General features: G+C 71.7%; 18 protein-coding genes. 13 read left to right on the top strand and 5 right to left on the bottom strand.

Annotated elements, in window-relative coordinates; genetic code table 11:
* Positions 1-246: 246 nt before the first annotated feature.
* Positions 247-513, bottom strand: a complete 267-nt coding sequence (gene rpsT, locus ACF062_RS04260) for a 30S ribosomal protein S20 (RefSeq protein ID WP_055564969.1) — start codon at positions 511-513, stop codon at positions 247-249.
* A 217-nt stretch (positions 514-730) separates the two neighbouring features.
* On the opposite strand from rpsT, the gene lepA reads away from it, so the two are divergent.
* Entirely contained in the window at positions 731-2,602 is a 1,872-nt protein-coding gene (gene lepA / locus ACF062_RS04255) for a translation elongation factor 4 (protein WP_223774600.1), read from the top strand.
* Positions 2,603-2,922: 320 nt separating this feature from the next.
* Positions 2,923-4,812, top strand: coding sequence for an AMP-dependent synthetase/ligase (locus tag ACF062_RS04250; protein WP_392136520.1), 1,890 nt, complete (start codon positions 2,923-2,925; stop codon positions 4,810-4,812).
* Positions 4,813-4,827: 15 nt separating this feature from the next.
* On the opposite strand, the gene ACF062_RS04245 is transcribed toward ACF062_RS04250, so the two are convergent.
* Together ACF062_RS04245 and ACF062_RS04240 are read right to left on the bottom strand one after the other, a co-directional pair.
* The gene (locus ACF062_RS04245) at positions 4,828-5,412 is read right to left on the bottom strand and encodes a two-component system response regulator (protein WP_392135429.1); all 585 of its coding nucleotides are present in this window, start codon (positions 5,410-5,412) and stop codon (positions 4,828-4,830) included.
* Positions 5,409-9,500, bottom strand: coding sequence for a HAMP domain-containing protein (locus tag ACF062_RS04240; protein WP_392136517.1), 4,092 nt, complete (start codon positions 9,498-9,500; stop codon positions 5,409-5,411). The genes ACF062_RS04245 and ACF062_RS04240 overlap by 4 nt, the downstream gene beginning before the upstream one ends.
* Positions 9,501-9,764: 264 nt before the next feature.
* Here ACF062_RS04240 and ACF062_RS04235 point away from each other — a divergent pair, with 264 nt between their 5' ends.
* Positions 9,765-11,681 carry a SpoIIE family protein phosphatase gene (locus tag ACF062_RS04235; protein WP_392135426.1) on the top strand — a complete coding sequence of 639 codons (1,917 nt, stop codon included), beginning with the start codon at positions 9,765-9,767 and terminating at the stop codon, positions 11,679-11,681.
* Positions 11,682-11,720: 39 nt separating this feature from the next.
* Positions 11,721-12,953: a radical SAM family heme chaperone HemW gene (hemW, locus tag ACF062_RS04230; protein WP_392135423.1), complete on the top strand. Its 1,233-nt coding sequence runs from the start codon at positions 11,721-11,723 to the stop codon at positions 12,951-12,953.
* Between the two features lie 625 nt (positions 12,954-13,578).
* On the opposite strand, the gene ACF062_RS04225 is transcribed toward hemW, so the two are convergent.
* Complete coding sequence (locus tag ACF062_RS04225; protein WP_392135420.1) at positions 13,579-14,403, bottom strand: DUF3097 domain-containing protein; 825 nt, start codon at positions 14,401-14,403, stop codon at positions 13,579-13,581.
* A gap of 35 nt (positions 14,404-14,438) precedes the next feature.
* Positions 14,439-15,179, bottom strand: coding sequence for an MBL fold metallo-hydrolase (locus ACF062_RS04220; RefSeq protein WP_392135418.1), 741 nt, complete (start codon positions 15,177-15,179; stop codon positions 14,439-14,441).
* A 195-nt stretch (positions 15,180-15,374) separates the two neighbouring features.
* On the opposite strand from ACF062_RS04220, the gene hrcA reads away from it, so the two are divergent.
* The 9 genes from hrcA (at position 15,375) to ACF062_RS04175 (ending at position 26,203) form a co-directional block, all read left to right on the top strand.
* Positions 15,375-16,391, top strand: a complete 1,017-nt coding sequence (gene hrcA, locus ACF062_RS04215; RefSeq protein ID WP_205037891.1) for a heat-inducible transcriptional repressor HrcA — start codon at positions 15,375-15,377, stop codon at positions 16,389-16,391.
* Positions 16,392-17,531, top strand: a complete 1,140-nt coding sequence (dnaJ, locus tag ACF062_RS04210; protein ID WP_223774594.1) for a molecular chaperone DnaJ — start codon at positions 16,392-16,394, stop codon at positions 17,529-17,531. It abuts the gene before it with no gap.
* Positions 17,532-17,780: 249 nt separating this feature from the next.
* On the top strand, positions 17,781-18,854 hold the full coding sequence (locus tag ACF062_RS04205; protein ID WP_392135415.1) for a nitronate monooxygenase: 1,074 nt from the start codon (positions 17,781-17,783) through the stop codon (positions 18,852-18,854).
* Positions 18,851-19,591 carry a 16S rRNA (uracil(1498)-N(3))-methyltransferase gene (locus ACF062_RS04200; protein ID WP_392135412.1) on the top strand — a complete coding sequence of 247 codons (741 nt, stop codon included), beginning with the start codon at positions 18,851-18,853 and terminating at the stop codon, positions 19,589-19,591. Before ACF062_RS04205 ends, ACF062_RS04200 begins: the two co-directional genes overlap by 4 nt.
* A 79-nt stretch (positions 19,592-19,670) precedes the next feature.
* Complete coding sequence (locus ACF062_RS04195) at positions 19,671-20,291, top strand: hypothetical protein (RefSeq protein WP_392135410.1); 621 nt, start codon at positions 19,671-19,673, stop codon at positions 20,289-20,291.
* 81 nt (positions 20,292-20,372) lie between these two features.
* On the top strand, positions 20,373-23,795 hold the full coding sequence (locus tag ACF062_RS04190; protein WP_392135407.1) for a S41 family peptidase: 3,423 nt from the start codon (positions 20,373-20,375) through the stop codon (positions 23,793-23,795).
* A gap of 80 nt (positions 23,796-23,875) precedes the next feature.
* On the top strand, positions 23,876-24,229 hold the full coding sequence (locus tag ACF062_RS04185) for a histidine triad nucleotide-binding protein (RefSeq protein WP_392135404.1): 354 nt from the start codon (positions 23,876-23,878) through the stop codon (positions 24,227-24,229).
* 15 nt (positions 24,230-24,244) lie between these two features.
* Entirely contained in the window at positions 24,245-25,150 is a 906-nt protein-coding gene (locus ACF062_RS04180; protein WP_392135401.1) for a ribonuclease Z, read from the top strand.
* 51 nt (positions 25,151-25,201) lie between these two features.
* Entirely contained in the window at positions 25,202-26,203 is a 1,002-nt protein-coding gene (locus ACF062_RS04175; protein WP_392135399.1) for an adenosine deaminase, read from the top strand.
* Positions 26,204-26,209: the final 6 nt, after the last annotated feature.

Raw genomic sequence — 26,209 nt, 5'->3', positions numbered from 1 at the left:
TCCTCGCGCTCCTGAAAGGCGCTTCCGCGCCCCTGAAAGGCTGCCCCGCACCCCTGAAAGGCGCTTCCGCGCCCCCAAAGGGCCCCCGTACCGCCCCCACACACAGCAATGCCCCCGGAGTGGGTCCGGGGGCACTGGCGCAGCGTGGCGTACTGCGTGGTCTGTCCGCGATTCGAGGTAGAGGGCTCGAATTACCCTCGCGGAAGGATTGATCAGCTCCCCGGCACGCTAGCCGGGGCAGAGGCTTCAGCCCTTGAGGGACGCGGCCTTCGTCGCAAGCGCCGACTTCTTGTTGGCGGCCTGGTTCTTGTGGATGACGCCCTTGGAGACGGCCTTGTCCAGCTGACGCGTGGCCTCACGCGTGAGCTCGGCGGCCTTCTGGGTGTCACCGGCGGCAACGGCCTCGCGGGCCTTGCGGATCGCGGTCTTCAGGGAAGACTTGACCGCCTTGTTGCGCTGACGCGCCTTCTCGTTGGTCTTGATCCGCTTGATCTGGGACTTGATGTTCGCCACGAAAGAGCCTTTTCAGGTTCAGGTACTGCAGAGGTACTGCAGATGAGTGTTATGACACGCGCCTCGACGCTTGAGAGGGCTACGAGACACAGCTGCCCACGGTACCAGCCGCCGTCCGACCGGCCCAAACCGAGCGCAGTGCGCCACCCATGGGACGATGGAAGCTACGTATAGATCCGACCCGAGGCTACAGGCGCCTCAAGAGACAGGACCCTGCGTGCCCGCGACCCCTAACAATGTGCCCGAGCCGAGCCGTACCGACCCGGCTCTGATCCGCAATTTCTGCATCATCGCGCACATCGACCACGGCAAGTCCACGCTCGCCGACCGCATGCTCCAGCTCACCGGGGTGGTGGAGCAGCGGCAGATGCGTGCTCAGTACCTCGACCGCATGGACATCGAGCGCGAGCGCGGCATCACGATCAAGTCCCAGGCGGTGCGTCTGCCCTGGGCCCCGAACGAGGGCCCGGACCAGGGCAGTACCCACATCCTCAACATGATCGACACCCCGGGCCACGTCGACTTCACGTACGAGGTCTCGCGTTCGCTCGCGGCCTGCGAGGGCACGATCCTCCTGGTCGACGCGGCCCAGGGCATCGAGGCGCAGACTCTCGCCAACCTCTACCTGGCGATGGAGAACGACCTCAAGATCATCCCCGTACTGAACAAGATCGATCTGCCGGCCGCTCAGCCGGAGAAGTTCTCCGAGGAGCTCGCCAACCTCATCGGCTGCGACCCCGCGGACGTCCTGAAGGTCTCCGCGAAGACCGGCATGGGCGTCGAGGCGCTGCTCGACAAGGTCGTCGCCGAGATCCCGCCGCCGGTCGGCGTCGCGGACGCCCCCGCCCGCGCGATGATCTTCGACTCGGTCTACGACTCCTACCGCGGCGTCGTGACGTACGTACGAGTCGTCGACGGTCAGCTCAACAAGCGTGAGCGGATCCGGATGATGTCCACCGGCGCCACGCACGAGCTGCTCGAGATCGGTGTGTCGTCCCCCGAGATGACCCCGGCCGACGGCATCGGCGTCGGCGAGGTGGGTTACATCATCACCGGCGTGAAGGACGTCCGTCAGTCCAAGGTCGGTGACACGATCACCTCCCTGCACAAGGGCGCCACCGAGGCCCTCGGCGGCTACAAGGACCCCAAGCCGATGGTGTTCTCGGGTCTGTATCCGCTGGACGGCTCGGAGTACCCGGACCTGCGCGAGGCCCTCGACAAGCTCCAGCTCAACGACGCCGCGCTGGTGTATGAGCCGGAGACCTCGGCCGCGCTCGGCTTCGGCTTCCGCGTCGGTTTCCTCGGGCTGCTCCACCTCGACGTCATCCGCGAGCGCCTCGAACGGGAATTCGGGCTCGACCTCATCGCCACCGCCCCCAACGTGGTCTACCGCGTGATCATGGAGGACGGCGCCGAGCACACGGTCACCAACCCGAGTGAATTCCCCGAGGGCAAGATCGACCAGGTCTTCGAGCCGGTCGTGCGCGCCACGATCCTCGCGCCCAGCGAGTTCATCGGCTCGATCATGGAGCTGTGCCAGAACCGGCGCGGCGTCATGCTCGGCATGGACTACCTCTCCGAGGACCGCGTCGAGATCCGCTACACCCTGCCGCTCGCGGAGATCGTCTTCGACTTCTTCGACCAGCTGAAGTCCAAGACGCGTGGTTACGCCTCGCTGGACTACGAGCCCACGGGCGAGCAGTCGGCCCAGCTCGTCAAGGTCGACATCCTGCTGCACGGCGACAAGGTCGACGCCTTCTCCGCCGTGACGCACAAGGACCAGGCGTACGCGTACGGCGTACGGCTCGTCGCCAAGCTGCGCGAGCTGATCCCGCGGCAGGCCTTCGAGGTGCCCGTGCAGGCCGCGATCGGCTCCCGGGTGATCGCCCGTGAGACCATCCGCGCCATCCGCAAGGACGTCCTCGCCAAGTGCTACGGCGGTGACATCTCCCGTAAGCGGAAGCTGCTGGAGAAGCAGAAGGAAGGCAAGAAGCGGATGAAGATGGTCGGCTCCGTGGAGGTCCCCCAGGAGGCCTTCATCGCGGTGCTGTCCAGCGACGACAGCGGCCCTGGCAAGGCCAAGAAGTAGTCATCCCGGCCGCGCTGGAGCGGCCGCCACGCGGGCCCGGCGCACAGACGCGCCGGGCCCGCGGCGTTGTGGCAGCGAAGGCCGATTCCGTTTGGGCGCGAGGCCCGATTCCGTTTGGGTGTCTGGAGGAAGTGACAGGCAGTTGCCCCTTACGCCCCGGGCGTCGGCGCTCTACTCTGATCACCACTCGTAGGTTACTCGCAAGTTAAACAAGTGGCCGGCAGAGATGTAAGAAGCAGCAAGAAGCAGAAGGCAGAAGCAGCCACCAGCAAGTTCGCCGCACCGTCGTGGGCCCGGAGGATGTCGTGAGCGACACAAAGATGAGCGACACACAGACCTTGATCGAGAACCGTCCGCCCTCCGTGGCGCATCTCTTCCTGGAGCGCGTGGCGGCCACGCCGGATGCCGAGGCCTACCGCTACCCCGTCCCGGCGGCCTCCGGTGAGGGCTCCGACGAGTGGAAGGCCCTCAGCTGGTCGCAGGCGGCCGACCGGGTCTACGCCATCGCCGCCGGGCTGATCGAGCTCGGGCTCCAGCCCGAGGACCGGGTCGCCCTCGCCTCCGCCACGCGGGTCGAGTGGATCCTCGCCGACCTCGGCATCATGTGCGCGGGCGCGGCCACCACGACCGTCTACCCGCAGACCAACGCCGAGGAGTCGGCGTACATCATGGCCGACTCCGGCAGCCGGGTGCTGATCGCCGAGGACGCCGCGCAGCTCGCCAAGGCGCGTGCGAAGCGCGCTGAGCTGCCCGAGCTGCGGCATGTCGTGGTCATCGACGCCGAGGGCGCATCCGCCGCCGAGGGCGACCCGGAGGGCTGGGTGCTCACGCTCGCCGAGCTGGAGGCCCGGGGCGCCGCGTACCTGGAGAAGAGCCCCGCGCTCGTCAAGGACCGGATCGCGGCGATCACCGCCGACCAGCTCGCGACGCTGATCTACACCTCCGGCACCACCGGCAAGCCCAAGGGCGTGCGGCTCCCGCACGACAACTGGTCGTACATGGCGAAGGCCATCGCGGCGACCGGCCTGCTCGGCCCCGACGACGTGCAGTATCTCTGGCTGCCGCTCGCGCACGTGTTCGGCAAGGTGCTTACCTCCGGGCAGATCGAGGTCGGCCACGTCACCGCCGTCGACGGCCGCGTCGACAAGATCATCGAGAATCTGCCGGTCGTGCAGCCGACGTACATGGCCGCCGTGCCGCGCATCTTCGAGAAGGTCTACAACGGCGTCGCGGCCAAGGCCCGGGCCGGTGGCGGCGCCAAGTACAAGATCTTCCTGTGGGCGGCCGAGGTCTCCCGCGAGTACGCGAAGGTCAGCCAGGACAACTTCCGCAGGACCGGCAACGCCTCGGTCCCCTTCGGCCTGCGCGCCAAGCACAAGGCCGCCGACACGCTGGTCTTCTCCAAGCTGCGCGAGGCTTTCGGCGGGCGGCTGCGCGCCGCCGTCTCCGGGTCGGCGGCCCTCGCGCCCGACATCGGGTACTTCTTCGCGGGCGCAGGCATCCACATCCTGGAGGGCTACGGCCTGACCGAGTCCTCCGCCGCCTCCTTCGTGAACCCCGGCGAGGCCTACCGCACCGGCACCGTCGGCAAGCCGCTGCCCGGCACCGAGGTGCGCATCGCGGACGACGGCGAGATCCTGCTGCGCGGCCCCGGCATCATGGAGGGCTACCACGGCCTGCCGGAGAAGACGGCCGAGGTCCTCGAGTCCGACGGGTGGTTCCACACCGGGGACATCGGCGAGCTGTCCGTCGACGGCTATCTGCGGATCACCGACCGCAAGAAGGACCTGATCAAAACCTCCGGCGGCAAGTACATCGCGCCCGCCGAGGTCGAGGGTCAGTTCAAGGCCGTGTGCCCGTACGTCTCCAACATCCTGGTGCACGGCGCCGACAAGAACTACTGCACCGCGCTGATCTCCCTCGACGAGCCCGCGATCCTCGCCTGGGCCGAGGAGAACGGCCTGGGCGGCAAGTCCTACACCGAGGTCTGCGCCGCGCCCGCCACGGTCGAGCTGATCGAGGGCTATGTGCAGCAGCTCAACGAAGGCCTCCAGCGCTGGCAGACCATCAAGAAGTTCCGGCTCCTGCCGCGCGACCTGGACGTCGAACACGGCGAGCTGACGCCCAGCCTGAAGCTGAAGCGCCCGGTCGTCGAGCGGGAGTACAAGCACCTGATCGACGAGATGTACGCGGGCTCGCGCGAGGCATAGCCGGCCGGGACGCGTCTAGCGGCTCCGTCCGTGACGCATCTCCCGCACCAGTTCCTCCATGTGCTTCACATGGTGGCGCAGCTCCAGGACGTCGTTCAGGCTGCTCGCCGCCATGTGGGCCTCGATCGCGGACAGGCGCGCGGCAAGCTCGTCGAACTGGAGCTGCTCGCGGGCGAGTACCCGCTCCAACTGCCGGGTCTTCCTGTGCAGTTCGAGGAAGACGCTGACCTTGGCGCGCAGGACCCACGGGTCGAACGGTTTGGTGAGGAAGTCGGCCGCGCCCGTCGCGTACCCCCGGAAGGCGTAGCCGGCGTCGTGGTCGGTGCCCGTCAGGAAGATGATGGGCACGTCCTTCGTCTGGTCGAGGCGTTTGATGTTCGACGCCGTCTCGAAACCGTCCATGCCCGGCATCCGGACGTCGAGGAGGATCACGGCGAACCGCTGCCGCAGGATCGCCTTCATCGCCTCCTCTCCCGAACGGGCGCGTACCAGCGGCTCGTTCAGAGACGTCAGGATCGCTTCGAGTGCCATCAGATTGTCCTCCATGTCGTCGACGAGGAGGATGCTCGCGTGGTGGTCGCTGCGGGGCTCTGCGCTCATGGTCGGGGGCCTCGATCGGTGGCCGGTGTGACGGGGCTGTCGCCTGGTACGGCCGGGTCGTCGGCGGGGGTGCCCCCGGGGCCTTCGGCGGGTGCGCCCTCCGGATCGAGGAGGGCGCAGATGACGCCGAGGAGCTGATCCACGTCCACGGGCTTGGGCACGTAGTCGGTGGCGCCCTGGGCGATGGCCTTCTCGCGGTCCCCCGGCATGGCCTTCGCGGTGAGGGCGACGATGGGCAGGCCCTGCCAGCGGGGGCTGCGGCGGATGGCGGCCATGGTTTCGTAGCCGTCCATCTCCGGCATCATGATGTCCATCAGGATGAGGTCGACGTCCGGGTTGCGCTCCAGGGTCTCGATGCCCTCGCGGCCGTTCTCCGCGTACAGGACGGGCATGCCGACGCGGCTGAGCACGTGCGTGAGCGCGAAGACGTTGCGGATGTCGTCGTCGACGATCAGCACCCTGCGGCCGGGCAGTAAGCGACCGGCGCGGCCTTCCTTCCACTCCTCGAGCTTGGCGGGCATGGGCCAGCTGTCGTCCGGTTCGAGGGTGGTGTGCGGCCGCTGCACGGCATGTTCCTGGGGCTCCGGCAGGTGCTGGGTGTGCGAGGCGGCGTACGCCACGGCGGCCGCGCCGTGGCCCGGGTGCACCACGGGGACGTAGAGCGCGAAGGTGGAGCCGTGACCGGGGCGGCTCTCGGCGGTGATGCGGCCGCCGAGCAGGCCCGCGATCTCGCGGCTGATGGAGAGGCCGAGGCCGGTGCCGCCGTACTTGCGGTTGGTGGTGCCGTCGGCCTGCTGGAACGCCTCGAAGATCACCGGCAGTTGCTCGGCCGGGATGCCGATGCCGGTGTCGCTGACCGCGAAGCAGAGCAGGTCGTCGTTGTCGTGGAGCAGCCGGTCGCCCGCGGTGTCCGTGACGCGGCTGACCCGCAGTTGGACGCCGCCCGCCGAGGTGAACTTGACGGCGTTCGACAGGAGGTTGCGCAGGATCTGCTGGAGGCGCTGCTCGTCCGAGAACATCTCGCGCGGCACGTCCTCGCCGACCGACACGTCGAAGGCGAGGCCCCGGTCGAGGGTGAGCGGGCGGAACGTCGCGTGGACGTAGTCGAGGACCTTGATCAACGGAAGCTTCTTGGGGCGTACGTCCATCCGGCCGGCCTCGATCTTCGACAGGTCCAGGATGTCGTTGATGAGCTGGAGGAGGTCCGAGCCCGAGCGGTGGATCGTCGTCGCGAACTGCACCTCCTGGTCGGAGAGATGGCCGTCCGGGTTGTCGGAGAGCAGCCGGGCCAGGATCAGCAGGGAGTTGAGCGGCGTGCGCAGCTCGTGCGACATGTTCGCGAGGAACTCCGACTTGTACTGGGAGCTCGTGGCCAGCAGGGCCGCCTTCTCCTCCAGCTGGGCGTTCGAGCGGCGCAACTCGGCCTGCTGGCGCTGGAGTTCGTCCGAGCGTTCCTGGAGCTGGGTGGCCAGGCGCTGGGACTCGCCGAGCAGCGACTCCGTACGGGAGTTGGCGATGATGGTGTTGATCGCGACACCGATGGTGTTCACGAACTGGTCGAAGAAGGCCAGGTGGACGTCGGAGAAGCGGGAGAAGGTGGCCAGCTCGATCACGCCGAGCAGCTTGTCCTCGAAGAGAATCGGGATGATCACGACGGTCGCGGGGGCGGCGTCCCCGAGCCCCGAGTGGATCTTGATGTAGTCCGGCGGCACCTCCTCGACGAGGATGCGCTTCTTCTCCAGGGCCGCCTGGCGCACCAGGCCCTGCGCGGGCATCCCGCCCGTGTCGACGACCGAGCCCTGGGCCGCGCCGTACCCCGCGATGAAGGCGAGGCCCTTCGCGGTGATCCGGGTGGGCGCCGGGCCCTCGGCGGTGTCGGGGTCGGCCAGGAAGAAGGCGCCGTACTGCGCGTTCACCAGCGGGGTCAGCTCGCGCAGGATCAGGTCGGCGACCTCCATCAGATCGCGGTGGCCCTGCATCAGGCCCGCGAGGCGGGCGAGGTTGGACTCCAGCCAGTCCTTGGCGCGAGTGGTCTCGCGGAGGTTGGAGACCATGAGGTTGATGTTGTCCTTGAGCTCGGACACCTCGCCGCGCGTCTCGACGGTGATGGCGCGGGTCATGTCGCCCTGGGCCACGGCGGAGGCGACCTCGGCGATGGCGCGGACCTGGGTGGTGAGGTTCAGCGCCAGCTCGTTCACATTCGTCGTCAGGCGCTTCCACGTGCCGTACACGCCCTCGACCCGGGCCTGGCCGCCCAGCTGGCCCTCGGAGCCGACCTCGCGGGCCACGCGCGTGACCTCCGAGGAGAACGAGGAGAGCGTGTCCACCATGGTGTTGATGGTGGTCTTCAGCTCCAGGATCTCGCCGCGCGCGTCCACGTCGATCTTCTTCGACAGGTCGCCCTGGGCGACGGCGGTCGCGACCTGCGCGATGTTGCGGACCTGCCCGGTGAGATTGTCCGCCATGTAGTTGACGTTGTCGGTGAGGTCCTTCCAGACCCCCGACACCCCGAGGACCTGCGCACGGCCTCCCAGGCGGCCGTCCGTGCCGACCTCGCGGGCCACGCGCGTCACCTCGTCGGCGAAGGCCCGCAACTGCGTCACCATCGTGTTGACGGTGTCCTTGAGCTCCAGGATCTCGCCGCGCGCGGTGACCGTGATCATCTTGGAGAGGTCGCCGTTGGCGACGGCGGTGGTGACCTGGGCGATGTTGCGGACCTGTGAGGTGAGGTTCGACGCCATGAAGTTGACGTTGTCGGTGAGGTCCTTCCATACGCCGGACACGCCCCGCACCTGGGCCTGCCCGCCGAGGTTGCCCTCGGTGCCGACCTCGCGGGCGACGCGGGTGACCTCGTCGGCGAAGGCGGAGAGCTGGTCGACCATCGTGTTGATCGTCGACTTCAGCTCCAGGATCTCGCCCTTCGCCTCCACGGTGATCTTCTTGCCGAGATCTCCCTGCGCGACGGCCGTCGAGACGAGCGCGATGTTGCGGACCTGTGAGGTGAGGTTGTCCGCCATGAAGTTGACGTTGTCGGTGAGGTCCTTCCACACGCCGGACACGCCCCGCACCTGAGCGCGCCCGCCGAGGTTGCCCTCGGTGCCGACCTCGCGGGCGACGCGGGTGACCTCGTCGGCGAAGGCGGAGAGCTGGTCGACCATGGTGTTCACGGTCGACTTCAGCTCCAGGATCTCGCCCCGGGCGTCCACGGTGATCTTCTGGCTCAGGTCGCCGTTGGCGACGGCGGTGGTGACCTGGGCGATGTTGCGGACCTGTGAGGTGAGGTTCGACGCCATGAAGTTGACGTTGTCGGTGAGGTCCTTCCACACGCCGGACACGCCCCGCGCCTGCGCGCGGCCGCCCAACTGCCCCTCGGTGCCGACCTCGCGGGCGACGCGGGTCACCTCGGCGGCGAACGCGGAGAGCTGCTCGACCATGGTGTTCACGGTCAGCTTCAGTTCCAGCAGCTCACCGGTGGCCTCGACGGTGACCGTGCGGGTCAGGTCGCCCTGCGCGACCGCCGTCGTCACCAGCGCGATGTCCCGCACCTGGGCGGTCAGCCGGGACGCCATGGTGTTGACCGCCTCAGTCACATCACGCCAACTGCCGGACAGCCCACGCACCTTGGCCCGGCCGCCGAGCCGCCCCTCCGTGCCGACCTCGCGGGCGACGCGTGTCACCTCGCCCGTGAAGAGCGACAGCTGGTCGACCATCGTGTTGACGGCGCGACCGAGGCGCCGCAGGTCGCCCCGCAGCTCACGGCTGCCGTCGTGCAGGTCGACGCGCTGGGTGAGATCGCCGCCCGCCACGGCGTTGAGCACCCGGGTGGCGTTCGCCGCCGGGGCGACCAGCGAGTCCAGCAGGGAGTTGACCTCCTGGACCCGGTCCGTCCATCTGCCCTGCCCCGGGCTCGCCGTGAACCGCTCGTCCAGGCGGCCGTGCCGGACGATCTCCCGGCGTACGCGGATCAGCTCGGCGTCGAAGTGCAGCGAGCGGTCGAGCATTTCGTTGAAGACCGCGTACAGCTCGGCGGTGATGCCCCCGCCGATCGGTGCGACCTTCGTGAAGTCGCCGTCCCGCGCGGCGCGCATGGCGGCGAGCAGCGGGCGCAGTTCCGCGAGGGCGGCCGGCGAGAGGGCCGCGCCGGCGCTCGGGGCGGGCTCCGCCGCCTCGGCCCCGGGGGAGGGTACGGGCGGTGCCTGGGCCGGGATCGGGCCGGAGCCGAGCGCGGGCGTAGCACTGTTCTCACTCATAGCGGCCCACTTCGGTGACTCGGTGCTTATGGGCGCCGCCAGTCTGTCACTCTGTCGGTGTCGCCTGAGGCGTATTCGCCCGAACTGCTCAGGAGCCGCACCGTGGGGTCCATTCCGACGCAACGGGAGACCGAATTCCGTGCCTCCGCCACGGACCCGGACCGCCCGGGGCCGCCGGCGGTGGTGCGCACATCCCTGCCCGGAAACCCGCTGGCGCCCGCCGCCGCGCGAAGATTCGTGCGCGCCGCGCTCGCCGACTGGACGGAGCTCGGCGTGCCGGCAGCTTCCGGGATCACCGACCGCCTCGCCGACGACTCGGTGCTCCTCGTCAGCGAGTTGGTGACCAACGCCGTCGTGCACGCGGGCACGGCGGTCGAACTGCTGTGCCGACTCGACGAGGCCGCGCCCGGCGAGGACACCGGCGCCCTCGTCATCGAGGTCTCCGACCACCACCCCTCCCGCGCCGTCCGCGGCGAGCAGGGCCCGGCGCCCACCGGCACCCCCGAGTACGGCCGCGGTCTCCAGCTCGTCGCGAGCCTCTCCGACTCCTGGGGCATCACCTACCGCACGGGCACCAAGACCATCTGGGTCCGGCTGCCCGTCGAGGGCGCCAAAGCGGACCAGGACACCGAGTCGTACGCGAGCGAACAGGCCCTGAAGAGCGGGCTGCGCGCCGCCGAGATCCTCGCGCCGCTGCCCAAGCGCGTCACGCACGAGACGGAGTGGGTCAACCGCGGGGCGCTCAGCTTCCTCGCCGAGGCGTCCGATCTGCTGGCCGGGCAGTTCGACGAGGACCTGGTGGCCGCCCTCGCCGGCCAGCTGCTCGTGCCGCGGCTCGCCGACTGGTGCGCGGTCTGGCTCGACGAGGGCTCGGAGAGCCCGGCGCGCGCGACCCCGGGCGGGCCGGGCACGCGCCTCGCCCGGGTCTGGCACACCAGCGAGCACCGCATGGAGGAACTGCGCCGCATCCTGGAGAAGGACCCGCCCGAGCTGCCCGACACGGCGGGCACCGGCGCCCTCCCCGTCCGCTGGCCCGGCGGGGCGCCGGCGGGCGAGGCGTCCGGCACGGCACTCGCGTACCGCCTGACCGCGGGCGGCCGGACGCTCGGCACACTGGTCATCGGCCGGGCGGGCCTGCTCCGCTTCCCCGACGAGGTCACCGGCCTCATCGAGGACTTCAGCCGCCGCGTCGCCCTCGCCGTCAGCACGGCCCGCCGCTACCAGCGCCAGGCCAACATCAGCCGCATCCTCCAGCGCGGGCTGCTGCCCAGCAAGGTCGCGCGGATCCCCGGCGTGCAGAGCGGCCTGGTGTACGAGCCGCGGGACAAGGGCGGCCCGGGCGGTGACTTCTACGACGTCTTCCAGGCCGGGGACGGGCGCTGGTGCTTCGCGCTCGGCGACGTCCAGGGCAAGGGCCCCGAGGCCGCCGTCGTCATCGGCCTCGCCCGGCCCTGGCTGCGGCTGCTCGCCCGCGAGGGGTACCAGGTCGCCGAGGTCCTGGACCGCCTCAACCAACTGCTCCTCGACGACGCGACCGAGGCGGCCGACGCCGCGGCGGCCGTCGTCGCCGTCGCGGGCGGCCAGGGCGTACCGGCCGACGGGCCCACCTCGCGCTTCCTCTCCCTCCTCTACGGCGAGCTGATCCCGCACGAAGGCGGCGTGCGCTGCACCATCGCGTGCGCCGGGCACCCGCTGCCGCTGCTCCTGTCGCCCGACGGGCAGGTGCGGTCGGCGGCGAGCCCGCAGATGCTGCTCGGGGTCGTCGACGACGAGACGTACACCAGTGAGAGCTTCGACCTGCTGCCCGGCGACACCCTCCTGTGCGTCACGGACGGCGTGACCGAGCGGCGCTCGGGGCGGCTCCAGTTCGATGACGGCGACGGCCTGGCGCAGGCCCTCGCCGGCTGCGCGGGGCTCGACGCGGCGCTCGTGGCGGAGCGGATCCGGCGGCTCGTCCACGAGTTCTCGGAGCGTCCGCCCGACGACGACCTGGCGCTGCTGGTGCTCCAGGCACGGTGACGGCTCCGCGGGGCGCGGCGGTGCGGGACAATCGAAGGCATGCCTTCCGCACTGCCCGACGGTGAGCCCATGCCCGAGGACGGCGCGCTGCCCGCGTCCGCCCTGGCCGGCGCGGCCTCCCGCCCCCTCGGCTTCTATCTGCACGTCCCGTACTGCGCCACGCGCTGCGGCTACTGCGACTTCAACACCTACACCGCCACCGAGCTGCGCGGCTCCGGCGGTGTGCTCGCCTCCCGCGACAACTACGCCGACACCCTGACCGACGAGGTGAGGCTCGCCCGGAAGGTCCTCGGCGACGACCCGCGGCCCGTGCGGACCGTCTTCGTGGGGGGCGGTACGCCGACGCTGCTGGCGGCGGGTGATCTCGTACGGATGCTGGCGGCCGTGCGGGACGAGTTCGGTCTCGCGGACGACGCGGAGATCACGACCGAGGCGAATCCGGAGTCGGTCGACGAGGCGTATCTGGCGGAGCTGCGGGAGGGCGGGTTCAACCGCGTCTCGTTCGGCATGCAGAGCGCGAAGCAGCATGTGCTGCGCGTCCTCGACCGTACGCATACGCCGGGGCGGCCCGAGGCGTGCGTCGCCGAGGCGCGGGCGGCCGGCTTCGATCATGTGAACCTCGACCTGATCTACGGCACCCCGGGCGAGACGGACGACGACTGGCGGGCCACGCTGGACGCGGCGATCGGCGCCGGGCCCGACCACGTCAGCGCCTACGCGCTGATCGTCGAGGAGGGCACGCAGCTCGCGCGGCGGATCCGGCGCGGGGAGGTGCCGATGACCGACGACGACGTCCACGCCGACCGGTACCTCATCGCCGACGAGGTCCTCGGGCGGGCCGGCTTCTCGTGGTACGAGGTGTCCAACTGGGCCACGTCCGAGGCGGGGCGCTGCCTCCACAACGAGCTGTACTGGCGCGGCGCCGACTGGTGGGGGGCCGGGCCCGGCGCGCACAGCCATGCGGGCGGCGTGCGGTGGTGGAACGTGAAGCATCCAGGGGCGTACGCGGCGGCTCTGGCGGGCGGCCGATCGCCCGGCGCCGGTCGGGAGGTCCTCTCCGAGGAGGACCGGCGGGTGGAGCGGATCCTGCTGGAGCTGCGGCTGGTGGAGGGCTGCCCGCTGTCTCTGTTGAAGGAGGCCGGGCTCGCCGCCTCGCGCAAGGCGCGGGACGAGGGGCTGCTGGAGGTGGCGCCGTACGCGGCGGGGCGGGCGGTGTTGACGTTGCGGGGGCGGTTGTTGGCGGACGCGGTGGTTCGTGACCTGGTGGATTAGCGGCGGGGCGGGGTGGGGTGGCCTGGGGTCGGGGTGGTTCTGGTGGCTGGGGGCGCCGCTCCCTGGCGGGGGGCTCTGGGGTCGGTGGTCGGGCGTCTCTGCCGGGCGTGGGGGCTGTGTGGTCGGCCGGGGTCCGGTGGTTCAGCGCCACTGCCAGGCCGTGGGGCCCGGCAGCCGGTTCATCCCACCCGCCCACCCGCTCGGCCTCTCTGGACGGCTGAGGCCCCTCGTGGGGCGACCTCGCCGTCGGCGACTGCGGGTTGGGGGTAAGCACGTGGGGGACTGGTCCGCTGCGGGGTGACGGGCGGGTGGGTGGGAGACCGCTGCGGGGTGGCGAGGCCGGGCGGGGCGGGTGTGGCTGCCGGGTGCGTGGCGTGGTGATGCTGGGCGGGGCTGGTGTGGCTGCCGGGTGTGTGGGTGCGTGGTGACGCTGGGCGGGGCGGGTGTGGCTGCCGGGTGTGTGGGTGCGTGGCGTGGCCGGGCGGGGCTGGTGTGGCTGCCGGGCTCCGGGGTCGCCCCGGGCGCCGGGGGCGTTGCTTCGCGGGCACGCCGGGCGGGCCCGCCCCGCCGCCGGGCGCGCGGCTCGGAAGGGGGAACCGCCGCTACCCGCCGGGCCCCCGGCCAGTCACGGGTGCGTCACGAAGTCGATCAGTTCTTCCACCCTGCCCAGTAGCTCCGGCTGGAGGTCCTTGTAGCTGCGTACCGAGCCGAGGATCCGCTGCCACGCCGCCCCCGTGTTCTCCGGCCAGCCCAGCGCCCTGCACACGCCCGTCTTCCAGTCCTGCCCCCGCGGCACCCGCGGCCACGCCTCGATGCCCACCGAGGACGGCTTCACCGCCTCCCACACGTCGATGTAGGGGTGGCCGACGACCAAGGCGTGATCGCTGCCGATCTCCGCGGCGATGCGGGACTCCTTGGAGCCGGGGACCAGGTGGTCCACGAGGACGCCGAGCCGCGCGTCGGGGCCGGGCGAGAATTCGGCGACGATCGCGGGGAGGTCGTCGATCCCCTCCAGATACTCGACGACGACGCCCTCGATGCGCAGGTCGTCACCCCAGACTCGTTCGACCAGTTCGGCGTCGTGCCGCCCCTCCACGTAGATGCGTCCCGCGCGGGCGACCCGGGCCCGCGCCCCGGGCACGGCCACCGAACCGGAGGCGGTGCGCGAAGGACGTACCGGCGCCGCACCCGCGCCCGCGGCCGGGCGGACCAGGGTCACCGTCCTGTCCTCCAGGAGGAACCCCCGCGGCTCCATCGGGAAGACGCGGTGCTTGCCGAAGCGGTCCTCCAGGGTCACCGTCGGGCCCTGCGAGGTCTTCTCGCAGCGGATCACCGCCCCGCAGAAACCGGTGCTCAGCTCCTCCACCACGAGGCCGGCGTCCGCCGCCACCTCCGGTACGGGCTTCGGCTTCTTCCATGGGGGCGTGAGATCGGCGGAGTACTGGCGCATTCTGGTGACGATAGGAAGAGTGGGCGGGACCGCCGCTACGACACGCCGAAACGGGCCGCCAGTGTGGCGCGCTGCGCACGGATAAAAGCCGCATCCACCACCGCACCGTGCCCCGGCACATACCGCGCGCCCTCACCGCCCAGGTCGAGGAGCCGGTCCAGCGCCGCCGGCCACCGCGCGGGCACCGCGTCGGGACCGGCCTGCGGTTCGCCCGACTCCTCGACCAGGTCCCCGCAGAAGACGATCTCCGGCTCACCGTCCGCGCCGGGGACCAGGACCGCCAGGTCGTGGCCCGAGTGCCCGGGGCCGACGTTCGCGAGGAGGACCTGGACGCCGCCGAGGTCCAGCGTCCACTCCCCGCACACAAGGTGGTGCGGGTGGACCAGGAGATCGGTCGCTTCCGCCGCCGCCCGCGGGTCCACGCCATGGCGCACCGCGTCCGCGCACAGCTCGTCGCGGCCCTTGGCGAAGACCGTGTCGATGCCCACGGCCCCGTACACCTCCACGCCCGCGAAGGCCGCGGCGCCGAGGACATGGTCGAAGTGTGGATGCGTCAGAGCGAGATGCGTCACGCGGCGACCGCCGCCGAGGATCTCCCTCGCCCGGGTGCGCAGCGCCGCGCCCTCGGCCAGGCTCGACCCGGCCTCGATCATCAGGGCCGCCCCGTCACCGACGACGAGCCCCGCCGTGCAGTCCCACACCGGCAGGCGGCACCGCCCCACGCGCGGTGCGAGCCGCTCCCAGCCCGCCGCTTCCCATGCCGGCTCCACGTCCATACGGTGACGCTAACCGGTGCGGCGGCGCCTGGCATGACCAACCAGCCGCCGGGCATGAGCAACGGGGTCCGGGTCCGGCCTTGCCGGGTCCGTACCCGACGCCCGTACACTGGCCCTTTGACAGGCTGGCACTCACCCGCGTTGAGTGCCAGGCAGGGGATCACCGCGACGGATGACGTGCTGGAGGTGTGCGCGATGCTCAGTGAACGCAGGCTCGAAGTGCTGCGCGCCATCGTCCACGACTATGTCGGGACGGAGGAGCCGGTCGGCTCCAAGGCGCTCACCGAGCGGCACAGTCTCGGCGTCTCCCCGGCCACGGTGCGCAACGACATGGCGGCGCTGGAGGAGGAAGGGTTCATCGCCCAGCCCCACACCAGCGCGGGGCGCATTCCGACGGACAAGGGCTACCGCCTGTTCGTCGACAAGCTCGCCGGCGTCAAGCCGATGACGGCCCCCGAGCGGCGCGCCATCCAGAACTTCCTCGACGGCGCCGTCGATCTCGACGACGTCGTGGGGCGCACGGTTCGGCTGCTCGCGCAGCTGACCCGGCAGGTCGCCGTCGTGCAGTACCCCTCGCTGACGCGGTCGACCGTGCGGCACGTGGAGCTGCTCTCGCTCGCTCCCGCGCGCCTGATGCTCGTCCTGATCACGGACACCGGCCGGGTCGAGCAGCGCATGATCGACTGTCCGGCGCCCTTCGGGGAGAGTTCGCTCGCGGATCTGCGGGCGCGGCTCAACAGCAGGGTCGCGGGCCGCCGCTTCGCGGACGTCCCGCAGCTGGTGCAGGACCTGCCCGAGGCCTTCGAGGCCGAGGACCGCGGCACCGTCTCGACGGTGCTCTCCACCCTCCTCGAAACGCTTGTCGAGGAGACCGAGGAGCGGCTGATGATCGGCGGCACCGCCAATCTCACCCGCTTCGGACATGACTTTCCCCTCACGATCCGCCCCGTTCTCGAGGCCCTTGAGGAGCAGGTCGTGCTCCTCAAGTTGCTTGGCGAGGCGACGGATTCGGGCATGACCGTACGGATCGGTCATGAGAACGCCCATGAGGGCCTCAGCTCCACGTCCGTGGTCTCGGTCGGCTACGGTTCGGGCAGCGAGGCAGTCGCCAAACTAGGCGTGGTCGGACCGACCCGCATGGACTATCCGGGAACGATGGGAGCAGTACGCGCAGTGGCACGTTACGTCGGACAGATCCTGGCGGAGTCGTAAGTGGCCACGGACTACTACGCCGTACTCGGCGTGCGCCGCGACGCTTCCCAGGACGAGATCAAGAAGGCCTTCCGGAGGCTGGCGCGTGAGCTTCACCCGGATGTGAATCCGGACCCGAAGACTCAGGAGCGCTTCAAGGAGATCAACGCCGCCTACGAGGTGTTGTCGGACCCGCAGAAGAAGCAGGTCTACGACCTCGGCGGCGACCCGCTGTCCCAGGCGGGCGGCGGCGGTGGCGCGGGCGGTTTCGGGGCCGGTGGCTTCGGCAACTTCTCCGACATCATGGACGCGTTCTTCGGGACGGCGTCGCAGCGGGGGCCGCGCTCGCGCACGCGTCGCGGCCAGGACGCCATGATCCGGCTGGAGATCGACCTCGACGAGGCCGCCTTCGGGACCACCAAGGACATCCAGGTCGACACGGCCGTCGTCTGTACGACCTGTAGCGGTGAGGGTGCCGCGCCGGGGACGTCCGCTCAGACGTGTGACATGTGCCGCGGTCGCGGTGAGGTGTCGCAGGTCACGCGGTCCTTCCTCGGCCAGGTCATGACCTCGCGGCCCTGTCCGCAGTGTCAGGGCTTCGGCACCGTCGTGCCGACGCCGTGCCCCGAGTGCGCCGGTGACGGCCGCATCCGGTCGCGGCGGACGCTGACGGTGAAGATCCCCGCAGGTGTCGACAACGGGACCAGGATCCAGCTCGCCGGTGAGGGTGAGGTCGGGCCCGGTGGCGGTCCCGCCGGTGACCTGTACGTGGAGATCCACGAGTTGCCGCACGCCGTCTTCCAGCGGCGCGGTGACGATCTGCACTGCACGGTCACCATTCCGATGACCGCGGCGGCGCTCGGTACGAAGGTGCCGTTGGAGACGCTGGACGGCCTGGAGGAGATCGACATCCGGCCGGGCACGCAGTCCGGTCAGTCGGTGCCGCTGCACGGGCGTGGCGTCACGCATCTGCGGGGCGGTGGGCGCGGTGACCTCATCGTGCACGTCGAGGTGCTCACGCCGACCAAGCTCGACGCCGAGCAGGAGCGGGTGCTGCGGGAGCTGGCGCAGATGCGGGGTGAGGAGCGGCCTACGGGGCAGTTCCAGCCCGGGCAGCAGGGGTTGTTCTCCCGGCTGAAGGACGCGTTCAACGGGCGGTAGCGCCTGAGCGGTGCCGGCTCTGTTGTTCGTTCGTCCGCGGGCCGGTAGGGGCTGGTCGCGCAGTTCCCCGCGCCCCTTGAAGGCCCGTTCCGGGCCCCTTCAAGGGGCGCGGAACGGTTGTCCTTAGGGGCGCGAGCAACCCGGGGCGGCCCGCGGACGCCGACGGCGGTCGTGGGGCAGACGGGGCGGCGCACACCCGGTGCGGGTGCGCGATTCGGCGCGGCCCGAGGACCGTGGCACGATGCGTGCATGTCCTCCGCACTGACCGATCTCTGCCGCCATCAGATCGTGCAGGCCCCCATGGCGGGCGGCGCGTCCTGCCCGCGGTTGGCCGCGGCCGTCTGTGAGGGCGGCGCCCTGGGCTTTCTCGCCGCCGGGTACAAGACCGCCGACGGGATGTACCAGGAGATCAAGCAGCTGCGGGGCCTGACCTCGCGGCCCTTCGGCGTCAATCTCTTCATGCCGCAGCCCGACACCGCGGACGCCGCCGCGATCGACGTCTACCGCAGCCAGCTCGCCGGTGAGGCCACCTGGTACGAGGCGCAGCTCGGCGACCCGGACAGCGGGCGCGACGACGGGTACGACGCCAAGCTCGCCATCCTGCTCGACGACCCGGTGCCGGTCGTCTCCTTCACCTTCGGGTGCCCCACCCGCGACGTGCTCGACTCCTTCGCCCGCGTCGGCACCCTCACCGTCGTCACCGTCACCACACCGGAGGAGGCGCAGACCGCCCAGTGGGCAGGCGCGGACGCCGTGTGCGTGCAGGGCGTCGAGGCGGGCGGCCACCAGGGCACCCACCGCGACAACCCCGAGGCCGACGGCGCCGGGATCGGGCTGCTCTCCCTCATCACGCAGATCCGCGAGACCGTGCAGATCCCCCTGGTCGCCAGCGGCGGCCTGATGCGCGGCGCGCAGATCGCCGCGGTGCTCGCGGCGGGCGCGGACGCCGCGCAGCTCGGCACGGCGTTCCTGGTCACGCCCGAGTCGGGCGCCCACACCCTGCACAAGCAGGCCATGACCAACCCGTTGTTCGTGCGGACCGAGCTGACCCGGGCGTTCTCCGGGCGGCCCGCGCGCGGCCTCGTCAACCGCTTCATGCGCGAGCACGGCCCGTACGCCCCCGCCGCCTACCCCCAGGTGCACCACCTGACCAGCGGCCTGCGCAAGGCCGCCGCGAAGGCCGGTGACGCGCAGGGCATGGCGCTCTGGGCGGGGCAGGGCCACCGGCTCGCCAGGGAGCTGCCCGCCGGACAGCTCGTGGAGGTCCTCGCGGCCGAACTGGCCGACGCCAAGGACACGTTGACGCGTGGAGGCGAGGCGTGACCGCCCCCGTCTTCGTCGTCGAACACTTCGACGCGCCCGCCGACAGGCGGTACGTGCTGGACGGCCCCGAAGGGCGCCACGCCGTCTCCGTGAAGCGGTTGCGCGCCGGTGAGGACGTCGTCCTGACCGACGGCGCCGGACGGTGGGCGCACTGCGTGGTCCTCGACACCGAGGGCAAGGACCGGCTCGTCGTACGGATGGACTCCGTGACCGAGGAGCCCGAGGAGTCGCCCCACATCACCGTCGTCCAGGCGCTGCCCAAGGGCGACCGCGGGGAACTCGCCGTCGAGACCATGACGGAGACCGGCGTGGACGCGGTCGTGCCGTGGACCGCGTCGCGCTGCATCACGCAGTGGAAGGGCGAGCGGGGCCTGAAGGCGCTCGCCAAGTGGCGGGCGACCGCGCGTGAGGCGGGCAAGCAGTCGCGCCGGGTGCGCTTCCCCGAGGTCGCGGACGCGGCGTCCACCAAGCAGGTCGCCGCCCTCCTCGCGGGCGCCGACTTCGCGGCCGTCCTGCACGAGGAGGGCAGCGAGCCGCTGGCCACCGCCGAACTCCCGGCGAGCGGACGGATCGTGCTCGTCGTCGGGCCCGAAGGGGGCGTCTGTCCGGACGAGTTGGCGGCCTTCGCCGAGGCGGGCGCGAAGCCGTACCGCCTCGGACGTAGTGTGTTGCGCACCTCGACCGCGGGGACCGCGGCGACCGCGCTGCTCCTCGGCCGCACGGGCCGCTGGTCCTGACCGGCGGCCGCGGGCCCCGGTCGCCGGATGGCCGCAAGCGGTCTACCGCCCCCGCTTGGAGGGTGGCACTCTGCCGTGTATGGGGGCATTGAGGCGACTACGGCAACGGCACGCATGGCAACGGCGTGCGCCGATCCTGTACGCCGTCGGGCTCGTCGGCGCCGCCACGCTCGGCGTCACCGCGTGCGACCCCGCGAACGGCGGTCTCAACACCGCGGCGGTCGCGCTCACCACCGACCGGATGGGCACCAAGGAGCTGGAGCGCCAGAAGCTCGACGTGGCATGGCTCAGCTGCACCGCCCGCTACCAGGACCGGGTGACACCCAAGAGCGGCGAGCCCACGCAGAAGGCCGTGGTGGAGGTGGACTGCCAGGGCGAGTCCGGCGGCGACGACGGCAACAAAGACATCACCATCAAGGGCAAGGTGTCCTCCTTCGTCGACGACCGCTGCGTACGCGGCAACCTCACCGCCAAGGTCGACGGCAAGCAGTGGTTCCAGGTCGATGTGCTCGGCGACTGCGGTGCCGGCGACGGTGACGGTGACGGCGGGAGCCCGGCCCCGCCCGGCTCCTCCCACCAGCCGCCCTCCCAGCCGCCGCCCTCCGACGACCGGCCCGAGCCCCGCCCCACCGTGACCGTGACGGTGACCGTCACGCCCGCCCCGCCGCCCCCGACCTGCGACTGCGCGCCGGGGAAGTGACGTGGCCCGCCGGGCGGCCGCCCCGGCCGAAGTGATCCAAACCGCTTCCGGGCCACGCGGCGCCTGCCTAGGCTGGTCGGTGTGACACAGACTGCGTACCTCCGGTATCCGCACATCCACGGCGAGTTGGCCACGTTCACGGCTGAGGACGACGTCTGGGTCGCCCCCCTCGACGGGGGCCGCGCCTGGCGGGTCAGCGCCGACAACGTGCCCGTCGACCATCCCCGCATCTCCCCGGACGGCACCACCGTCGCCTGGACGTCCACCCGTGACGGGTCGCCCGAGGTGCACATCGCGCCCGTCGACGGCGGCCCCTCCAAGAGGCTGACGTACTGGGGCACTTGGCAGACGGGCGTGCGCGGCTGGACCCCCGACGGGCAGGTCCTCGCGGTCTCCGCCGCGGGCCAGGCCGCACCGAGCCGCAGCTGGGCGCGGGCCGTGCCGCTGGACGGCGGCCCCGCGGCCACCCTGCCCTACGGCCTGGTCGGCGACGCCACGCACGGCCCCGACGGGCAGGTCCTGCTGGTCTCCGCCCCCATGGGACGCGAGGCCGCCCGGTGGAAGCGGTACCGGGGCGGCACCGCGGGCAAGCTGTGGATCCGCGAGGCGGCGGACACCGAGTTCGTACGCCTCCACGAAGAGTTCGACGGGAACATCGAGTACCCGCTCTGGGTGGGGGAGCGGATCGCCTTCCTCTCCGACCACGAAGGCGTCGGCGCCCTCTACTCCTCCCTGCCCGACGGCTCCGACCTGCGCCGCCACACCCCTCGTGGGGAAGGTTTCTACGCCCGGCACGCCGCCACCGACGGCACCCGCGTGATCTATATGAGCGCCGGTGAACTGTGGCTCCTGGACGACCTGGCCGGCGCCGAGCCGCGCCGCCCGGACATCCGCCTCGGCGGCCAGCGCGCCGACCTCCAGCCGCACCCCGTGGCCGCCGCCCGCTGGTTCGGCACCGCCGCGCCCGACCACACCGGCCGCGGCAGCGCCGTCTCCGTACGCGGCTCCGTGCACTGGGTCACGCACCGCGAGGGCCCGGCCCGCGCGCTCGCCGCCACGCAGGGCGTGCGCGCCCGGCTGCCCCGCGGCCCGGACATCCGCCTCGGCGGCCAGCGCGCCGACCTCCAGCCGCACCCCGTGGCCGCCGCCCGCTGGTTCGGCACCGCCGCGCCCGACCACACCGGCCGCGGCAGCGCCGTCTCCGTACGCGGCTCCGTGCACTGGGTCACGCACCGCGAGGGCCCGGCCCGCGCGCTCGCCGCCACGCAGGGCGTGCGCGCCCGGCTGCCCCGCACCTTCCGCGTGGCGGGCGAGGAGCACGTCGTGTGGGTGACCGACGCCGAGGGCGACGAGGCGCTGGAGTTCGCCCCCGCCACCGGCCCGGCGCCCGGCGCGACTCCGCGCAGGCTCGCCGCCGGGCAGCTCGGCCGGGTCCTCGGGCTCGCCATGTCGCCGGACGGCAGCCGGGCCGCCGTCGCCTCGCACGACGGGCGCGTCCTGCTCGTCGAGCGGGAGAGCGGCGAGGTCCGCGAGGTCGACCGCAGCGAGGACGGCGAGGTCACCGGGCTCGTCTTCTCGCCCGACTCCGCCTGGCTCGCCTGGTCGCACCCGGGACCGAGCCCGCTGCGTCAGCTCAAGCTGGCGGGCACCGCCGACCTGTCGGTGTCCGAGGCGACCCCGCTGCGCTTCCGCGACTACTCGCCCGCGTTCACACTCGACGGCAAGCACCTCGCCTTCCTCTCCGCGCGCGCCTTCGACCCGGTCTACGACGAGCACGTCTTCGACCTCGCCTTCGTCGGCGGCTCCCGGCCCCACCTCCTGACGCTCGCCGCGGCCACGCCGTCGCCGTTCGGGCCGCAGCGGCACGGCAGGCCCTTCGAAGGACAGGACAGCCCCGGCGCCGAGACACCCGACAGCGAGGGCGCGCCCGTCACCCGCGTCGACTTCGACGGGCTCGCCGACCGCATCGTGGCGTTCCCCGTCGAGGCCGCCCGCTATACGACGTTGCGCGCCGCCAAGGACGGCCTGCTCTGGCTGCGCCACCCCGTGCGGGGCGTCCTCGGCGCCTCCCGGGCCACCCCGTCCGACCCGGAACCGCACACCGAGCTGGAGCGGTACGACTTCGCCCAGCGCCGAGTGGAGGAACTGGCCTCCGGCGCCGACCACTTCGCGGTAACCGGCGACGGCAAGCGGGTCCTGCTGTGGACCGACGGCAAGCTGAAGGTGGTGCCCAGCGACCGGCGCGCCTCGGGCGACGAGGACAGCGACTCGAACATCTCCGTCGACCTGACCCGCATCCGCCACACCGTCGACCCGGCCGCCGAGTGGCGCCAGATGTACGACGAGACGGGCCGCCTCATGCGGGACAACTTCTGGCGGCCCGACATGGGCGGCGTCGACTGGGACGGCGTCCTGGAGCGCTACCGGCCCGTGCTCGACCGCGTCGCCACCCACGACGACCTCATCGACCTGCTCTGGGAGGTGCAGGGCGAGCTGGGCACCTCGCACGCGTACGTCGTCCCCGGCGGCTCGGGCGGCGGCTCCGCGCTGCGGCAGGGGCTCCTCGGCGCGGACCTCTCGCGGGGCGAGGACGGCCTGTGGCGCGTCGACCGCGTCCTGCCCTCGGAGACCTCCGACCCCGCCGCGCGCTCCCCGCTGGCGGCGCCCGGCGTCGCGGTCCGCCCCGGCGACGCGCTGATCGAGGTCAACGGCCGGCCGGTCGACCCCGTCACCGGGCCCGGACCGCTGCTCGTCGGCACCGCGGGCAAGCCCGTCGAGCTGACCGTCTCGCCCTCGGGCGGCGGCGACCCCCGGCACGCCGTGGTGGTCCCCGTCGCCGACGAGGAGCCGCTGCGCTACCACGCGTGGGTCGCGGACCGGCGGGCGTACGTCGCCGAGCGCTCGCAGGGCCGCCTCGGCTATCTCCACGTCCCCGACATGCAGGCGCCCGGCTGGGCGCAGATCCACCGTGACCTGCGCGTCGAGGTCACCCGCGAGGGCCTGGTGGTCGACGTACGGGAGAACCGCGGCGGCCACACCTCCCAGCTTGTCGTGGAGAAGCTGGCGCGCCGCGTCGTCGGCTGGGACCTGCCGCGCGGCTCACGGCCCCTCAGCTACCCCCTGGACGCGCCGCGCGGGCCCGTCGTCGCCGTCGCCAACGAGTTCTCCGGGTCCGACGGCGACATCGTCAACGGGGCGATCCGGGCGCTCGGCATCGGGCCCGTGGTCGGCACGCGCACCTGGGGCGGCGTCGTCGGCATCGACAGCCGCTATTACCTGGTGGACGGCACACTGGTGACGCAGCCGAAGTACGCGTTCTGGCTGGAGAGCCAGGGGTGGGGGGTGGAGAACCACGGCGTCGAACCCGACGTCGAGGTCGTGACCACCCCGGACGACTACGCGGCGGGCCGTGACCCGCAGTTGGACGAGGCGGTGCGCCTCGCGCTCGCCGCGCTGGCGGAGAACCCCGCGAAGACCGCGCCGGCCCTGCCCGGGACGCCGTAGGCCCGGCGCCCCGCCGCCGCGCGGCGGGGAGGGATAGCATTCCGTGCGTACCGATCACTGCTCCTGAGGAGGCCGGACCCATGGCGGGCGAAGCGCGAAGCGACTGTCTGTTCTGCAAGATCGTCGCGGGCGAGGTGCCGGCGACCGTGGTCCGGGAGACGGAGACGACCCTCGCCTTCCGTGACATCAACCCGCAGGCCCCGACGCACGTCCTGGTCATCCCCAAGGTGCACCACCCCGATGCCGCGGCGCTGGCCGCCGCCGAACCGCAGATCGCCGCCGACGTGCTGCGGGAGGCCCAGGAAGTCGCCACCGAGGAGAAGGCGGAGAGCTACCGCATCGTCTTCAACACCGGCGCAGGCGCGGGCCAGACCGTCTTCCACGCGCACGCGCACATCCTGGGCGGCCGCGGCCTCCAGTGGCCTCCCGGATAGCGGGGCCGACCCCTCTTGTCCTCACGTGAACTGGTGGTGCTCGGCACCGCCAGCCAGGTCCCGACCCGGCACCGCAACCACAACGGCTACGTGCTGCTCTGGGACGGCCAGGGCATCATGTTCGACCCCGGCGAGGGCACGCAGCGGCAGATGCTGCGCGCCGGGGTCGCCGCGCACGACCTGCACCGGATCTGCGTCACCCACTTCCACGGCGACCACAGCCTCGGCCTCGCCGGGGTGATCCAGCGCCTCAACCTCGACCGGGTCCCGCACCCCGTCACCGCCCACTACCCGGCGTCCGGGCAGCGCTTCTTCGACCGGCTGCGGTACGCGACGGCCTACCGCGAGACCGTCGCGCTCGCCGAGGCCCCGGTCGCCGCCGACGGGCCGCTGGCCACCACCCCCTCGTACACCCTCGAGGCGAGGAAGCTCTCCCACCCCGTCGAGTCGTACGGCTACCGCCTCATCGAGCCCGACGGGCGCCGCATGCTGCCGGAGCTGCTGGCCGAGCGCGGCATCAAGGGGCCCGACGTCGGGCGGCTCCAGAAGGAGGGCGCCCTCGGCGGCGTCACGCTGGACGAGGTGAGCGAGGCGCGGCGCGGGCAGCGGTTCGCCTTCGTGATGGACACCCGGCTCTGCGACGGCGTGCACGCGCTCGCCGAGGGGTGCGACATGCTGGTCATCGAGTCGACGTTCCTCGACGAGGACGAGCAACTCGCCGCCGACCACGGCCATCTGACGGCCGGTCAGGCGGCTCGGGTCGCCGTCGACGCGGGCGTACGGCATCTCGTGCTGACGCATTTCAGCCAGCGCTACCCCGACCCGGGCGCCTATGAACAGCAGGCCCGCGCCGCCGGTTACGACGGCGAACTCACCGTCGCCCGCGACCTGTCGCGCATCCCCCTGCCCAAACGCACCTGACCCCCGCACAGCACAGCCCCCACACAGCACAGAACTGAGCGAGACCGCACCATGCCGATCCCCAAGGCCGAACTCCACCTCCACATCGAAGGCACCCTCGAACCCGAGCTGGCCTTCGCGCTGGCCGCGCGCAACGACGTCGAGCTGCCCTACGCCGACACCGAAGAGCTGCGCAAGGCCTACCTCTTCGAGGACCTCCAGTCCTTCCTCGACCTGTACTACGGCCTGATGGCCGTGCTGCGCACCGAGGCCGACTTCGAGGAACTCGCGGACGCCTACCTCACCCGCGCCGCAGCCCAGGGCGTGCGGCACGCGGAGATCTTCTTCGACCCGCAGGCCCACATCGCGCGCGGCGTGCCCATCGGCACCGTCATCGAGGGCCTGTCCCGCGCGCTGGACCGCAGCGAGGAGCGGCACGGCGTCTCCACGCGCCTCATCATGTGCTTCCTGCGCGATGAGTCCGCCGAGTCCGCGATGGAGACGCTCCGTGCCGCCGAGCCCTACCTCGACCGGATCATCGGCGTCGGCCTCGACTCCGCCGAGGTCGGCCACCCGCCGGTCAAGTTCAAGGAGGTGTACGAGGCCGCCGCCGCCCTCGGCCTGCGGCTCGTCGCGCACGCCGGCGAGGAGGGCCCGCCCGCGTACATCACCGAGGCCCTGGACGTGCTGCGCGTCGAGCGCGTCGACCACGGGCTGCGCTGCATGGAGGACCCGGAGCTGGTCGAGCGCCTGGCCCGCGAGCGCGTGCCGCTCACGCTCTGCCCGCTCTCCAACGTCCGGCTGCGCGCCATCGACATGCTCGAGGAACACCCGCTGGCGCGGATGCTCGACGCCGGGCTGATGTGCACGGTCAACTCCGACGACCCGGCCTACTTCGGCGGATACGTCGACGACACCTTCCACGCCGTGCGCGAGGCGCTCGGCATCGGCCAGGAGCAGCTGCGCACGCTGGCGCGGAACTCCTTCGAGGCGGCCTTCCTCGACCGGAACGCCGCGGACGAGGAACTGCGGGCGCGCTACCTCGCCGAGGTCGAGGCCTATTCGTTCGACTGAACTTAT

It is taken from the genome of Streptomyces sp. NPDC015345 (genome assembly GCF_043078805.1).
GTDB lineage: Bacteria > Actinomycetota > Actinomycetes > Streptomycetales > Streptomycetaceae > Streptomyces.
The sequence above is the reverse complement of the archived record's forward strand: the minus strand, read 5'-3'. Positions and strand labels throughout refer to the sequence as shown.